Raw genomic sequence first — 13,284 nt, forward strand, 5'->3', positions numbered from 1 at the left:
CGACTTATCAGGATAGGCATTTGCGTCGTTAACACGATTGTAGCGTTGATGCAGTAGAGCGTTGTTTATTGCATCTTAGTTAATTGCAGATCAGTTATCGGTGTGCAGCTTCCACGAATAAGTTGTCTCCCTTGCACGCGGTAACGCTCGCCAATGGCTGGTGTTGTGTCAAAATCTCTACGGTCAAAATTTTCAATAACACTCCCCGTAGTCTCTACTGAATTTTGCTGTAAAGCTGTGATTTCAATCAGCTCGTTAATGGCTTGGTATTCACATGCACCGCCTTGTTTATGTGCACAGGAGACGAGCAGCAGAGAGACTAACAACAACGCTAGGTGAGATAAGAGTTTCATTAGGCGCACCCCTCGATAAACATCGCAGCCGGAATTAAGCCGATGCGAACATTTTCTACTATGCTGTTCACATAATCTGCCACTACGGCGCGATCGCCGTTCGCATTAATAAAGCTCACGCGATAGCCCTGTTGGTACTCATGGTCGTCCAGTTCGATGTTTGCATAGCGACTGGCCGCTTGTTCTGGTGTTAGTTGGCCTGTAATAAACGCTGAGACAACGGGTAACGTTGGGCTTTTATATGATGTTGGGATATCCGCTCTAGCAACGATGCCATCTATAACCATCCATTGAACACCTTCAATTTCAGGAATTTCAACGTAGTAACACTCCGTGTTGATTTGGTTTTCAGCCGTTTTGGCTTGTGGATAGTGTTGCTTGAGCTGTTCAATACTTTGACCAATGACAACGCCATTAACCGAGTCGAAATCAAATGATTGAGCCTGTGCAAACGCTGGCAGTAGTAATGTGGCGAGCAAGAGTGTTTTCAACATAATTCCATTTATTGAGTGTAAATTAGTTATCAGCCCAAGCTTTGAGCCACACAAATCTGGTGACAAATATGACTTCCATTGAGTTGTTCTGCAGTCGCTGAGCGCTTTGATTATGGCATTATATTAGCTCACTCGCGACTGCCGGTCAGTATCAAGATATTGCTTTTGTTCACCAGCGAGTCAAGTTTAAGGCTTCAGGAAAAGTGAGAATGGTAATGTTGGGCGTGTATACCAGAGTGCTTAATATGAGAGGTTGTAACCCGTTTGTTGAATGGAAATCCTTGCTACATTGAGTTTTCACGCTGGTTTTCGGTACGCGGTAAAAGCTCCCCTTAACTCGTGATCGGTAAGTAATAGTTGCGTGAACCCAGGAATAATCATGATCAAAACGGTACTGACATTGTCGGTCTTGCTAGTTCCAACTGCGGGGTTTGCTTGCTCTTGTGCTTTCGATGAGCTCCCCTTGAAGGAGGCGGTAAACCAGTCTTTTAGCCGTGTGGACTCGGTTGTTTTAGCTCAGGCGATACGCATAAATCCGCTTACAGAAGTGCTGTCATCCGGTGAGCCGATTCCCAGTGATATGGCGTGGGGCGAAGAGATAACTCAGTTCAACGAGATTCAGTCATGGAAGGGTAGCCACGGCAAGTTGTTCCATACCAGAATCAACACGGCGAAAGGTATGTGTGGTTATGCTTTCGCGGAAGGTGAAACCTATCTACTCTATCTTGATGGAGCAGGTGAAGACGGTTATTACGCAACGAGCACGTGTTCTAGAACCAAGCCGCTTATAACAGTAGAGGGAGAGTTAGAAGTACTGAATGAGCTATCAGCTAATGAATTAGCGCTGCCGACCGCTGACGCCGCGGCTGAGTGAGGCGTTATGCTCCAACAAGCAGGCATAGTAATCCTGAAATGAGGGAAAGTGACCTTGCTGCGTTATGTGATGTCTACTTCCAGACACGAAGCGAGGCTTTTCATTTGTTAAACCCCGAGGATGTTATTTTCGATGACTTTCAAAAGGATACAGACGGAGAGCGAGTCTGGGTTGCAACGCTGGATGACCGTGTGGTTGGCTTCATCTCTATATGGGAGCAGGATAATTTTATCCATCATCTTTATGTATTACCAAAGTTCTCGGACCAGAAATTGGTTCTCGTTTCCTCACCTTCGGTCTTACTAAGATTGGACGACCAGCGACATTAAAATGCATCTCGGCGGATACTAAAGCACTCGCGTTTTATCAGACAAGAGGGTGGCAAACCACTTCCATTAGTACGGACTCTGATGACGAATATCAAGTGATGCAGGTAAGTGGATAAAATATGTCATTCAAGGCGACACTTATCTCACTGTGATGCATTCTGGCAAATAATGTTCGCAGACTGTTGTATCGATAAAGATCGTGCTAGCAATTGATGTTGTCATGCTCGCGGTAGAGTGTTCAGGTGAGTTTGGTTCAATTCAATTTACCGCCTCAAATTAAGAGGTGGCAATATGCAAATGGAGTACACTAGCCTCGAAACCAAAGGGTACATAGCCACAACATTCAAGCCAGCCAGCATTACATTTGTGCAGCTCTGTTTGGCATTAGACCAATACAATGAGAATAAAATGACCTACTTATATTTAGCCATTGCCATTATTGCCGAAGTTGCAGCGACGAGTGCTTTAAAAGCATCAGAAGAATTTACAAGGTTAGTCCCAAGCGTCATTGTCGTTGTTGGGTATTGTATTGCGTTCTACTTTTTAACCCTTGTGCTAAGAGTAATACCCATAGGCATCACTTATGCAATCTGGTCTGGCGTTGGTATCGTTTTGGTGGCGCTTGTTGGTTTTCTCTTATATAAGCAAACTCCCGATATGCCGGCAATTATCGGCATGGGATTGATTATTTTAGGCGTCGTGGTAATCAATGTGTTTTCAAAAACAATTAGCCATTAGTCTAACGCGTCGTTTAAGCATCACCTCTGTTTGGCTAGGGCAGCTTAGTTCGAAAGTTAGATAACAAAATCCTTGAGTGGGTGTGCCAGAGCGCTGGCATCGTCTTAAATGCTTATGTAGGCAGAACAGAAACTAGAAATGCATTTCAAGCTTTCTGTCGACTCGAGTGAAAGCGCATAAATCGACGGCGCACAACGACAATATTCCCCGTACCAAACTCACTGTCTGCAATGAAGCGATGCACTATTTTCTCGTCGCTCCACTACGGTTCCATAAAAATTCATTTTCAGAGATCTGAGTGATAACGGCAAGAAACGCTGGTTGAATATTACATTCAAATCTGTTGTCACTTAATGCATGGAAACGTGGCGCTCTGGGAGTTCGATGAGCCTAGTGGGAAAGCGGTCGAGCGAACATTTAACCCGTAAATCAAGCTGACAAATATCAAACTGGCAGACCCTGTGATCATAAAACTTGGGCAATGAACCATTGCTGAGTTTCTCTGTCACAGCCTTTGATTTGGCTAATCAGGCTATGTTAGTTTTGTCAGCTGAGTTGAAAATGTTGCTTCGAGAGGAGGGGGTCCTGAAAGCATTCAGTTTTTAGCCAGATTAAGAGAGAAATTACATTAATAACAACGAAAGGACAGGTGCTGTATGGTGTCTGAAGGATTAAATAATAATACCCCGGCATGGGCCAGTATTCTTGGTGTTATCGCTATCATGTTGGGTGTTTTCTTAACTGCCGTTCATGGTAACGAGGCCATGAAGCAAGCGGTTATTGTTGAGCATATGCCCGCAAGTGGCGTCATGCCTGAGGCTGATTGCCCGCCAGAAGAACTGGAAGAAGAGGGGATCAGTGTCGCTGAGTGTGAATACTTGATTGAGCATGTCAAAGGGATGGCTTTATCTGCTCCCGATTGGTTCCCTAGTGCTCAAATGACGTTGGCTGGTATTGGTGCAATACTCGCATTTATCTCCATCATCATTGGTGGTGCGCTGGTGAATTATACGCCCTCAGCTTCCGTGGCAGCAGTGGCTGTATTTTCCGGTCTGGCCATTGTTGATCTGTTGCAGTTTGCTGCGGTAGTCAACACCGGGCCGACTCTGCGTGAAGTCTATCTTGGCGGTATTCTGCTCTGGTTTGTTCTCCACTTGATGTTACTGGTGGGGGCGATTGCTGGCAGACATACGCAGGCGAATGCTTAATTCTCCAATCATTGCAACGAACTATAAACGGAAGCTGTTATGCAAAGACAAGGTTTTAACAGAACAGCGGTAATCCTGCATTGGTTACTGGCTGTTTCTATATTTTTCTTATTTATCTCCAGTTGGTGGATGATGGGCTTACCTTTGCCGTCACCTGAACTGCAATTTCGGGCATTCCCATTCCAACTGCATAAAAACATTGGTATCACGTTAGTCATTATAATTTTGATGCTGCTCTACGTCCGACTTAAGTATCGACCAGCACCCGTGGACTCAACGCATATGACGCCATCTATGCATTGGATGGCGATATTGGCGCATGTGTTGATTTACGGTCTGGTTTTGTCTGTCTGTGTGACAGGTTACCTGTCATCGGCACATACACGCTGGGACACAGTCTTTTGGTGGACGATTGAGTTCCCTCGCATTGCTGCCCCTGATGAAGAAATGAATGAATTTTGGGGTGAACTGCATACCTATGCTGCATGGGCATTGTTAGGGATTATTGCGGTGCATGTGAGTGGTGCGATTTACCACGCATTCCGAAACGACGGTATTGTACGTCGCATGCTTCGCTGGTAAAAATAGTTCAAGTTTTGAACAGAGAATGGGCCTTACGGGGCCCATTTTTTTGTCTGAATAATGCTAATAAGTTCCTTGCGACTGATTGTCAATCACAGGCATACTTCACGTTCATTTAGTTGCCAAGGAGAAAACAATGACAATTTCTTTAACCCCTTTGTTGTCACTTATTGCCGGTGTTCTTGTGCTGATGATGCCTCGTTTGTTGAATTATATCGTGGCACTTTATTTAATTATTATTGGCTTGGTTGGCTTGTTTGGTGCCAACATCAATATTACCCCTTGAACTTAGCTAAATAGATGCCTGATTGTTCAGGCATCTATAACGCTAGCGGCGTTATTAACGCGACAAAGTGTTACCGGAAGAACTATTGAGCGATAATAGTGGTTAGGTTTTGATAGATATGTAGTGATGACTGAGAAAAGTGCAGCTAATTTAGATGAAGTAATTTGTGATTGCAGTGGGACAACGCGAGGTAAGATCCATAGTCTCATTGAGCAGGGGATCGTGGATGCCGATACGATTTCCCGCAAGACAGGAGCTTTATCTGGCTGTGGATCCTGTGAGTGGGATATCGAAACGATTCTGGATCAATATATCGCTGAATTGTAAGCGAAACCGAGCCTTAGTCTTGTTGTATATTTTCTAAGTACAACTTGGTAGCGCCTGCCACCGCAGCGGGAATGACTAAAAAATTCAGAATAGGAATCATGGTTGCCAACATGGTGGCACCACCAAACCCTAATGCCAAACCACGATTTTGTCTTAGCAACTCACGTTGTTGTCGAAATGCAAGCTGATGGTTTCCCATCGGGTAGTCATGGTAATCGAGCGCCAAAGTCCAGCTAGAAAAGAGTAACCAGAGTAGCGGGGCAAATAAGTTGAGTCCCGGAATCAATGATAGTATCAATAAGGGTAAAACCCACATCAGTAAATAAGTGACTTTACGCAATTCATTGAAGATCATTTTGGGCGTGTCTTTGAGCAGCTGTGCCCATGGCATGTCAGGTGGTGAACCTCCTGTCATTTTTTTCTCGACCATTTCGGCCAGAATACCGTTGAATGGTGCCGCGAGAATATTCGCGATAACGGAAAATGAAAAAAAGACAATAATGGCTAATAACAGTATAAATAAAGGCCAGATAAGCCAGGTCAAAATACTTTCCAGCCAAGCGGGAAGCCATGTTGGCATTAACGCATCCAACCAGCCACCAAAATTACTCAGCCCAAACCAGAGAGCCACACTAAATAACAGCGTGTTGATAAGCATGGGTAAATACGCAAAACGACGAATCCCCGGCTGATTGATAAGGCTAAACCCCTGAACTAAATAGCGTGCGCCTTTGACCATATTCTGCATTTTGACCTCACGTTATTTTTAGCGTGTTTATCAGACCGAAGCTGAAAAAAACAATGTGACAATGCAGCCGATGCCAGACGACATCGGGCTACAGAATCATGAGAAGCTTAAGGTAGGGTTACGGGTGTTGGTGGCACCCAACCTTCTTTACGGTGCTCGGCGACAACAGTGGTATAAACACCGCCACGAACATTAAAAACACCGGTAACACGCATGAAACGCGGATCGGTAGCTTCAACCAAGTCATTAAGAATTGTGTTGGTTACTTTCTCGTGAAATGCGCCTTCATCACGGTATGACCAGATGTATAGTTTGAACGATTTCAGCTCAACACACTTTTCATCGGGTACATAATCTAGTTTAATCGTGGCAAAATCAGGTTGGCCGGTTTTAGGACATAGGCAAGTAAATTCAGGTGTCTCTATGTGAATGCTATAATCACGTTCCGGTGTAGCATTATCGAAGGTTTCCAGTTGTTTGCTTGGTAGAGTGGACATGTACAATCTCAGGTTGATTTAAAAAACGACATTATCTCTTAAGTGAAAGATTAAATTAAGTGCTAGAAATTATTGTTCTTACCATTGTTATTGTCTTGGCGTTTATTGCCGCTAGTTGGTATACGAATCAACGCAGTCAGCAGCGCGCGCATGAATTTGAACGCGAGTTGGAAATTGAAGATACCGAAGCGGATGATTCATTCCAACAGCGCTTTGACGCACTTTTTGACCAAGAGTTGCATAGTCAGGATGACGCGACGTCTGACGATGAGCGTTTGACTGACACAGGTCCCGCTGAGCCTGACTTATTTGACGAAGCCTCTGAAAGCAAAGAAACAGCAGCGGCTTCACAAGATGAACAGGCAGGGCAGCCACAGGATTGGGATATGGTGATTGCCTTCACCATCATGGCACCTGAGTCAAAAGCCTTTACCGGTAAAGCGGTAAAAGCCGCCTTAGAACAGCATGATCTCCGGTTTGGTGATATGCAGATTTATCATCGACAAACCGCGGGAAGTCAAAAACAAACGCTTTTCAGTGTGGCTAATATTCTCGATCCCGGTACTTTGCTGCCAGATAAGTTCGTATCTATGACAACGCCAGGTTTATTGATCTTTGCCAAATTGCCCGGTCCGGTTAATGGCATGGCTCTGTTTGATGATTTGCTGGATACCGCTCGCGGAATGAATGAAGAGCTGGGCGGTGTGTTGTGTGATGAAACCCGCGAGCCTGTCAGCGATGCTTTATTAGAGTCAATGCGAGCACGTATTCTCGAATACCAAATGGCAGAACAAGCAGAGAGTAACCAAATTCCGAATGACTATTTCAACTGAGGTTCAGCAACGTGCTGCGACGCTGCGTGAACTGATAAATCACTATAATTATCTCTATTATGTGACTGATAACCCTGAAGTTCCTGATGCTGAATATGACCGACTTTTCAGTGAGCTTCAACAATTAGAGCAGACACACCCTGAGTTATTAACAGCTGACTCGCCGACCCAGCGTGTGGGGGGCGAAGTATTAGACAAGTTCGCTGAAATCGAACACGCGATGCCGATGTTATCGCTGGACAATGTGTTTGATCAGGAGGCTTTAACGGCCTTTGATAAGCGTGTACGTGATTGGTTGAACACTGATCAACCACAAATCTACGCTGCAGAACCTAAGCTTGATGGTTTAGCAATCAGTATTCGTTATGAGCAAGGTGTTTTGGTGCAAGCAGCGACACGCGGCGATGGCAATTATGGCGAAGATGTGACTGCCAATGTACGCACAATTAAATCTGTTCCACTAAAGCTTAGCGGTGACAATATACCTGCGATTGTTGAAGTTCGTGGCGAAATATTTATGCCTAAAGACGGATTTGAGCGATTAAATCAAAGCCAACTTGATAATAATAAGAAAGTGTTTGTGAATCCCCGCAATGCGGCGGCAGGGTCATTAAGGCAATTAGATTCAAAAATCACCGCGACACGTCCTCTGGAAATCTACTGTTACGGTATCGGATATATTGAAGGTGCAGCGCGACCCGCAAGCCACACAGAAGCAATGAGTATGATTGCCAACTGGGGCTGTCGTATCTCACCAGAATTGAAAAAACTAGAAGGTCTAGAAGCCTGTCATCGTTATATTGAGCAGCTTGGTGAACGGCGAGACAGTCTTGCCTATGATATTGATGGCGTTGTCTTAAAAGTTGATAACACGGCTTTGCAGGAGCGCTTGGGCTTTGTTTCGAGAGCCCCACGTTGGGCAATAGCCTATAAATTCCCCGCGCAAGAGGAGATGACCACGATTGAGGATATTGAAATCCAAGTGGGCAGAACCGGCGCATTGACACCCGTTGCGCGACTTAAGCCGGTCTTTGTCGGTGGCGTGACGGTGAGTAATGCGACCTTGCACAATGAGGATGAAATTCGTCGTAAAGACGTTCGTATCGGTGATCAGGTCATTGTGCGTCGCGCCGGTGATGTTATTCCCGAAGTCGTTAAAGTGATACTCAGTAAACGCACTGACACCGTGCGTGAGTTTGTCATGCCGACTCAGTGTCCTGTTTGTGGTTCTGATGTAGAGCGAGAAGCGGGCGAAGCGGTATCACGCTGTAGTGGCGGCTTGTTTTGTCCTGCCCAGCGTAAAGAAGCGATTAAACATTTTGCCTCACGCAAAGCCTTAGATGTCGATGGTCTTGGCGACAAATTAGTAGAACAAATGGTCGATGCCGAATTGATCAAAGATGCGGCTGATTTATTTGTGTTAACAGTTGAGCAACTCGCTGGTCTGGAACGTATGGGGCAAAAGTCAGCTGATAATTTAGTGCGTGCTATAAAAGCTTCGAAACAAACACGCTTTCCACGATTTTTATATGCCTTGGGTATACGAGAAGTCGGCGAAGCAACGGCACGATCTTTAGCCATGCACTTTGCCGATTTGGATGCATTGAAAGCAGCAGACTCAGAAGCGTTGGTGGAGATCGAGGATGTCGGACCCATCGTGGCGCATCACATCGAGACTTTCTTTCAACAGCCACACAATCTTGAAGTCATCAACCGTCTTATTGACGTAGGGGTGAGCTGGCCACAAGAAGAAAAAAGTCATTCTGATTCAGCGTTGAGTGGCAAAACGATTGTGTTGACCGGTACGCTGGTGCAAATGTCACGCAGTGAGGCCAAAGAAAAGTTGCTCGCCTTAGGGGCAAAAGTGGCTGGTAGCGTGTCTAAAAAGACAGATTATGTTGTCGCGGGTGCTGACGCCGGTTCCAAGCTAACAAAAGCCGCATCGCTGGATATAAGTGTTGTTGATGAAGCAATGCTGCTTGAATGGTTAAAACAGGAAAAATAATGACAGCAATTGCAGATGCAATCAAAAAAGTAGCTACCGGCCCACACTTGAGTAAAGACTTAACGCAGGAAGAAGCCTTTGCTGCAACAATAGAAATTTTGAACGGTGAAGCGGAACCGGTCAGGGCTGCCATTTTCTTTATTGCAATGCGTATGAAGCGGGAGACTAACGAAGAAAATCTGGGGATTTTGCAAGCTCTGCAATCGGTGACGGAGCAACAGCAAACCGATACCGATGAATTACTTATTTTTGCTGATCCCTACAACGGCTTTAACCGTCATTGTCCTGTTACTGCGTTTTTGCCGGCTGTGCTAGCCGCTGCTGGTTTACCGACTGTTTCTCAGGGCGTGTTTGAAATGGGGCCCAAATTTGGTGTCACCCACGCCCAAGTTCTGGCGTTAGCCGGGTATGACATTAACCAGAATGTGGTTGCTGCCAAACAGGTCATTAACCAGCCAGAAACAGGCTGGGCTTATATTGATCAATCTCAAGCGAGCCCGAAATTGTTTGCCTTGCAAGCATTGCGTACACAGATGATCAAACGTCCGAGCCTGGCGACTTTGGAAAAAATGGTGATGCCACTGAAATCAAAAGGCAGGACCCATTTAGCTATCGGTTTTGTGCATAAAGAATATCCTGCGATTCTGGGCTGGCTGGCTGAGGCGTTTGGTTATGATTCAGCGTTTATTGCCAGAGGTCTAGAAGGGGGTATTGTGCCGACGCTGCGTGATATTTCAAACAATCACCAATTGATTAATGGTGACATGCTGACCTGTGCGCTTGATCCACAACAGTTTGGCATCAAGCAAGATACGCGTGGTGTTAAGGTCGATGATACGGTCACGGCAGAGCGTACTCTTGAAGAAGGTTTACAGGCCTTATCAGGACAAACCGGGCCAGCCTATGACAGTTTGGTATTTGGTGCCGCCATTGCTTTATGGCACACAGGCTTGTTTGCCTCTCAACTAGCAGCGGCTGACCATGTGAGGACGATTATCAACACAGGCAAAGCCAAGACTCATTTTGATTCTGGAATTTATTAATGGTTTATCAACAAACGCTTACCTACAGCAATAAAGGCCGTGGCACTAATAATATCACCCAAGATGTTCAACAATTGGTCGCTGAATCAGGTATTTCAACAGGCACTTGTCATGTCTTTGTGCAACACACTAGCGCCTCGTTAATGCTATGTGAAAATGCCGATCCCGATGTCAGGCATGATCTTGAAACCTTTATGCAACACATTGTGCCAGATGGTGACCCGATGTTTCGTCATCAGGACGAAGGTCCTGATGATATGAGCGCCCATGTCAGAACGGTGTTAACAAATCCAGATCTAACCATACCAGTCAGTGGTGGTCAGTGTGATTTAGGGATTTGGCAGGGAATTTATTTGTGGGAACATCGTACCCATCCACAACGTCGTCGCGTCATTGTGACAGTTCAAGGTGAATAATATGTCTGAATTTGAAGGTGACCAAGATGAAAACTGGTCAGAAGAGTGGGATCTGGAAAAAAGTAAATCACAGGTTAAGCGTGAACTTGACGCATTAAAAGACCTCGGTAAAGAGTTAATGGATTTATCAGCAAAAGATTTGGAAAAGTTGAGTTTATCGGAAGACTTGTTGTATGCGATAACCAAAGCACAAAGCATGAGTAAAGGTGCCTTGAAACGTCAAGTTGGCTTTATTGGTGGCATCTTAGCGCGAGAAGATCATGCCGATATCAGGCGTAACGTGGATTTACTCAAGTTGCCGCATCAGGGGCAAGTGAAGCAGTTTCACCAATTGGAACAATGGCGTGATCGCTTACTGGCAGGCGATAATGCTGTCTACGGAGAGCTCATTGCCGAATTTGAGGACTTTGACGTGCAACATGTGCGTCAGTTAGTCAGAAATGCAGATCGTGAAGCCAAGCAAAATAAACCGCCTAAAGCGGCGCGTCAGTTATTCCACTATTTGCAGTCACAACAGCAAGGTTAATGACGCGGTAATTCAATCACAAAGCTGGCACCGCCAAGGTGCCCGCGTTCTAAGTTGATATTGCCTTCATAGGCCATGATGATGTCGCTAACAATAGCGAGGCCCAAGCCCTGACCTTCGGCTTGTGTATCGATACGGTGACCGCGTTTGATAACGAAACCTTCTGCACGCATGGGAATACCAGCGCCATCATCCTCCACACGAATAAAGATGGTGTCATTCACACTACGGGCAATAATGTGAACTTGAGAATGACAATATTTGTAGGCATTTTCGAGTAAATTACCTAACAATTCATACATATCACCTTCATCGGCATGGATGTAAGCATCGCGTTCAATTTCGCACTGGCAACGGATGTGTTTGGTTTGATATACCTTATCTAGACTACTGATAATTTTATGAATGATTTCGCCTAATGACACCGGTGCAAGTAGGCTACTTTTACCTTCGGTAGAAGCCCGTTGCAGCTGATAATCTACTAAGGTGCTGATACGGTCTAGCTGTTCATAGCCAGTCTGCTTGAGTTCATTCAAATCTCGGCTACCTGCTAATTCACCTCTAAAGACAGACAACGGCGTTTTCAGACTGTGAGCAAGATCGGCAAGTGAATTCTTATAGCGAAGGCGCCGTGATTCTTCATGATCCAGTAATGCATTAATGTTATTGGTGAGCTGCTTTAACTCTTTGGGGTACTGATCATTAAGGCGACGGTGTTCACCGGTTTCAATCGCATGTAAGTCGACAGCCGCATCATGTAGAGGGCGTAAACTCCAGCGTAAAATAAGCCACTGAGCTATCAATAACATCAAGCCTGTGCCGCCAAGCCAATACCACAGGCTGCGTTGAAAGCCCGCGGTTTGCTCGCGTAATGTGCTCATATCTTCAGCGACATTAATGGTGTAATCAATTTCCTCGCCGGTGTCTGTTTCCCAGACGATACCGAAAGCTAAATTTTGTAATGTAATGCCGGCATCCATATCAACTACGGCGTAGTGTTCTTGTGATGGGCCGGGGTTAAAAGGCAAGACTAAAAAGTGACCAAGCGCGGAGGGCGATTGCCAGATAATTTTTCTCTCATTGGTGATTTGAGCATAAAGTCCAGAGTTAGGAATAGAGAACTTAGGCTCAGCGAGATCATTCGACATAATGAGCTCGCCCTGCTCATTGAGTTCAGCCGCTGTTAATAAGGTGTAAATGTAGTTTTTGAGACGTTTCTTTTGCTCTGATTCAGCACTGCTTTCAAATGCATTATTCAGACTGATCGCGGACAGTCCCAGAAAGGCAGTTAACACCAGACTGACGGCAATTAACAGCCGGGTGGATAAGGACAGATTAAATACTTTCACGAGGTAGATTGAGTCTGTATCCGCGGCCACGCAAGGTTTCGATAGGATTTAATGCTTTGTCGGGATCAAGTTTGCCACGCAAACGCTTGACGAAGACTTCGATGACATTGCTATCACGATCCTGGTCTTGTTCGTAGATATGATCCGTCAACTCTGTTTTTGAAATTACTTCACCCGCATGCAGCAGTAAATAGTGCAAAAGACGGTATTCATAGGCGGTGAGATCAATGACTTGATCGTGTTTGGTCACTTGTTGCGTACTTGGATTGAGGCAAATAGGGCCACAGCATAAGGTTGGGTTCGCCCAGCCTGAAGCTCGACGGGAGAGTGCGTTGAGTCGCGCCAGTAACTCTTCAAAATGAAATGGCTTGACCAGATAATCGTCAGCACCTGATTCTAACCCTTCTACTTTATCCTGCCAGCGACCACGGGCTGTGAGGATCAAAATAGGGTAGTCCACGCCTTGTTGACGCAATTGTTGGATAACGTCGATGCCTGATAATTTGGGCAGGCCAAGATCGATGATGGCGACATCATAGGGATATTCAGATCCCATAAACAAGCCTTCTTCACCATCGCTGACAGCATCGACTGTTAGATTTTGCTGCTTGAGTTGCTGCTCAATTTGCTCACGCAAATGAACTTCATCTTCGATTACTAAAACTCGCATAGCTAC

The 13,284-nt window shown here is 45.4% G+C and carries 18 protein-coding genes; 12 read left to right on the plus strand and 6 right to left on the minus strand.

The features are described 5' to 3' along the window. Positions 1-65 precede the first annotated feature (65 nt). Both MDMS009_RS00880 and MDMS009_RS00885 read right to left on the minus strand, forming a co-directional pair. A complete protein-coding gene (locus MDMS009_RS00880; protein ID WP_043887697.1) occupies positions 66-353 on the minus strand; it encodes a hypothetical protein in 288 nt (95 codons plus the stop codon). Continuing rightward, a complete protein-coding gene (locus MDMS009_RS00885; RefSeq protein WP_008290112.1) occupies positions 353-847 on the minus strand; it encodes a hypothetical protein in 495 nt (164 codons plus the stop codon). Before MDMS009_RS00885 ends, MDMS009_RS00880 begins: the two co-directional genes overlap by 1 nt. Positions 848-1,226: 379 nt before the next feature. Here MDMS009_RS00885 and MDMS009_RS00890 point away from each other — a divergent pair, with 379 nt between their 5' ends. The 7 genes from MDMS009_RS00890 (at position 1,227) to MDMS009_RS00915 (ending at position 5,191) form a co-directional block, all read left to right on the plus strand. Further along, positions 1,227-1,721, plus strand: a complete 495-nt coding sequence (locus tag MDMS009_RS00890) for a hypothetical protein (RefSeq protein WP_008289961.1) — start codon at positions 1,227-1,229, stop codon at positions 1,719-1,721. Positions 1,722-1,759: 38 nt separating this feature from the next. Continuing rightward, the gene (locus MDMS009_RS16645) at positions 1,760-2,050 is read left to right on the plus strand and encodes a GNAT family N-acetyltransferase (protein ID WP_052298132.1); all 291 of its coding nucleotides are present in this window, start codon (positions 1,760-1,762) and stop codon (positions 2,048-2,050) included. A gap of 408 nt (positions 2,051-2,458) precedes the next feature. Next, positions 2,459-2,788 carry a DMT family transporter gene (locus MDMS009_RS00900; RefSeq protein WP_008289963.1) on the plus strand — a complete coding sequence of 110 codons (330 nt, stop codon included), beginning with the start codon at positions 2,459-2,461 and terminating at the stop codon, positions 2,786-2,788. A gap of 656 nt (positions 2,789-3,444) precedes the next feature. Then, positions 3,445-3,996, plus strand: coding sequence for a hypothetical protein (locus tag MDMS009_RS00905; RefSeq protein WP_008289842.1), 552 nt, complete (start codon positions 3,445-3,447; stop codon positions 3,994-3,996). Between the two features lie 39 nt (positions 3,997-4,035). Beyond that, the gene (locus MDMS009_RS00910; RefSeq protein WP_008290091.1) at positions 4,036-4,578 is read left to right on the plus strand and encodes a cytochrome b; all 543 of its coding nucleotides are present in this window, start codon (positions 4,036-4,038) and stop codon (positions 4,576-4,578) included. A gap of 136 nt (positions 4,579-4,714) precedes the next feature. After that, positions 4,715-4,864: a DUF3096 domain-containing protein gene (locus MDMS009_RS15980; protein WP_008290033.1), complete on the plus strand. Its 150-nt coding sequence runs from the start codon at positions 4,715-4,717 to the stop codon at positions 4,862-4,864. Positions 4,865-4,990: 126 nt separating this feature from the next. Further along, complete coding sequence (locus tag MDMS009_RS00915; RefSeq protein WP_008290029.1) at positions 4,991-5,191, plus strand: (2Fe-2S)-binding protein; 201 nt, start codon at positions 4,991-4,993, stop codon at positions 5,189-5,191. 13 nt (positions 5,192-5,204) lie between these two features. Here the strand turns inward: MDMS009_RS00915 and cysZ are convergent, their stop codons facing one another. Both cysZ and queF read right to left on the minus strand, forming a co-directional pair. Further along, on the minus strand, positions 5,205-5,939 hold the full coding sequence (cysZ, locus tag MDMS009_RS00920; protein ID WP_008289975.1) for a sulfate transporter CysZ: 735 nt from the start codon (positions 5,937-5,939) through the stop codon (positions 5,205-5,207). A gap of 107 nt (positions 5,940-6,046) precedes the next feature. Next, positions 6,047-6,436 carry a preQ(1) synthase gene (gene queF / locus MDMS009_RS00925; RefSeq protein ID WP_008290012.1) on the minus strand — a complete coding sequence of 130 codons (390 nt, stop codon included), beginning with the start codon at positions 6,434-6,436 and terminating at the stop codon, positions 6,047-6,049. Between the two features lie 59 nt (positions 6,437-6,495). On the opposite strand from queF, the gene MDMS009_RS00930 reads away from it, so the two are divergent. Genes MDMS009_RS00930 through yjgA form a run of 5 tightly spaced genes read left to right on the plus strand, consistent with a single transcriptional unit; the run spans position 6,496 to position 11,259 of the window. Next, positions 6,496-7,269, plus strand: coding sequence for a cell division protein ZipA (locus MDMS009_RS00930; protein WP_008289956.1), 774 nt, complete (start codon positions 6,496-6,498; stop codon positions 7,267-7,269). Next, positions 7,253-9,274 (plus strand): NAD-dependent DNA ligase LigA, encoded by a 2,022-nt coding sequence (gene ligA / locus MDMS009_RS00935; RefSeq protein WP_008290065.1) that lies wholly within the window; start codon positions 7,253-7,255, stop codon positions 9,272-9,274. The genes MDMS009_RS00930 and ligA overlap by 17 nt, the downstream gene beginning before the upstream one ends. Beyond that, positions 9,274-10,317 (plus strand): anthranilate phosphoribosyltransferase, encoded by a 1,044-nt coding sequence (locus tag MDMS009_RS00940; RefSeq protein WP_008290072.1) that lies wholly within the window; start codon positions 9,274-9,276, stop codon positions 10,315-10,317. Before ligA ends, MDMS009_RS00940 begins: the two co-directional genes overlap by 1 nt. Continuing rightward, positions 10,317-10,733 (plus strand): secondary thiamine-phosphate synthase enzyme YjbQ, encoded by a 417-nt coding sequence (locus tag MDMS009_RS00945; protein WP_008289938.1) that lies wholly within the window; start codon positions 10,317-10,319, stop codon positions 10,731-10,733. The genes MDMS009_RS00940 and MDMS009_RS00945 overlap by 1 nt, the downstream gene beginning before the upstream one ends. Before the next feature lies 1 nt (position 10,734). After that, entirely contained in the window at positions 10,735-11,259 is a 525-nt protein-coding gene (yjgA, locus tag MDMS009_RS00950) for a ribosome biogenesis factor YjgA (protein ID WP_008289871.1), read from the plus strand. Here yjgA and MDMS009_RS00955 read toward each other — a convergent pair. After that, a complete protein-coding gene (locus MDMS009_RS00955) occupies positions 11,256-12,638 on the minus strand; it encodes an ATP-binding protein (protein ID WP_237700443.1) in 1,383 nt (460 codons plus the stop codon). The two genes, yjgA and MDMS009_RS00955, sit on opposite strands and share 4 nt — an antisense overlap. After that, positions 12,595-13,278 (minus strand): response regulator transcription factor, encoded by a 684-nt coding sequence (locus MDMS009_RS00960; RefSeq protein WP_008290115.1) that lies wholly within the window; start codon positions 13,276-13,278, stop codon positions 12,595-12,597. Before MDMS009_RS00960 ends, MDMS009_RS00955 begins: the two co-directional genes overlap by 44 nt. Positions 13,279-13,284 lie beyond the last annotated feature (6 nt).

The organism is Methylophaga thiooxydans DMS010, assembly GCF_000156355.1.
Classification (GTDB): Bacteria; Pseudomonadota; Gammaproteobacteria; order Nitrosococcales; family Methylophagaceae; genus Methylophaga; species Methylophaga thiooxydans.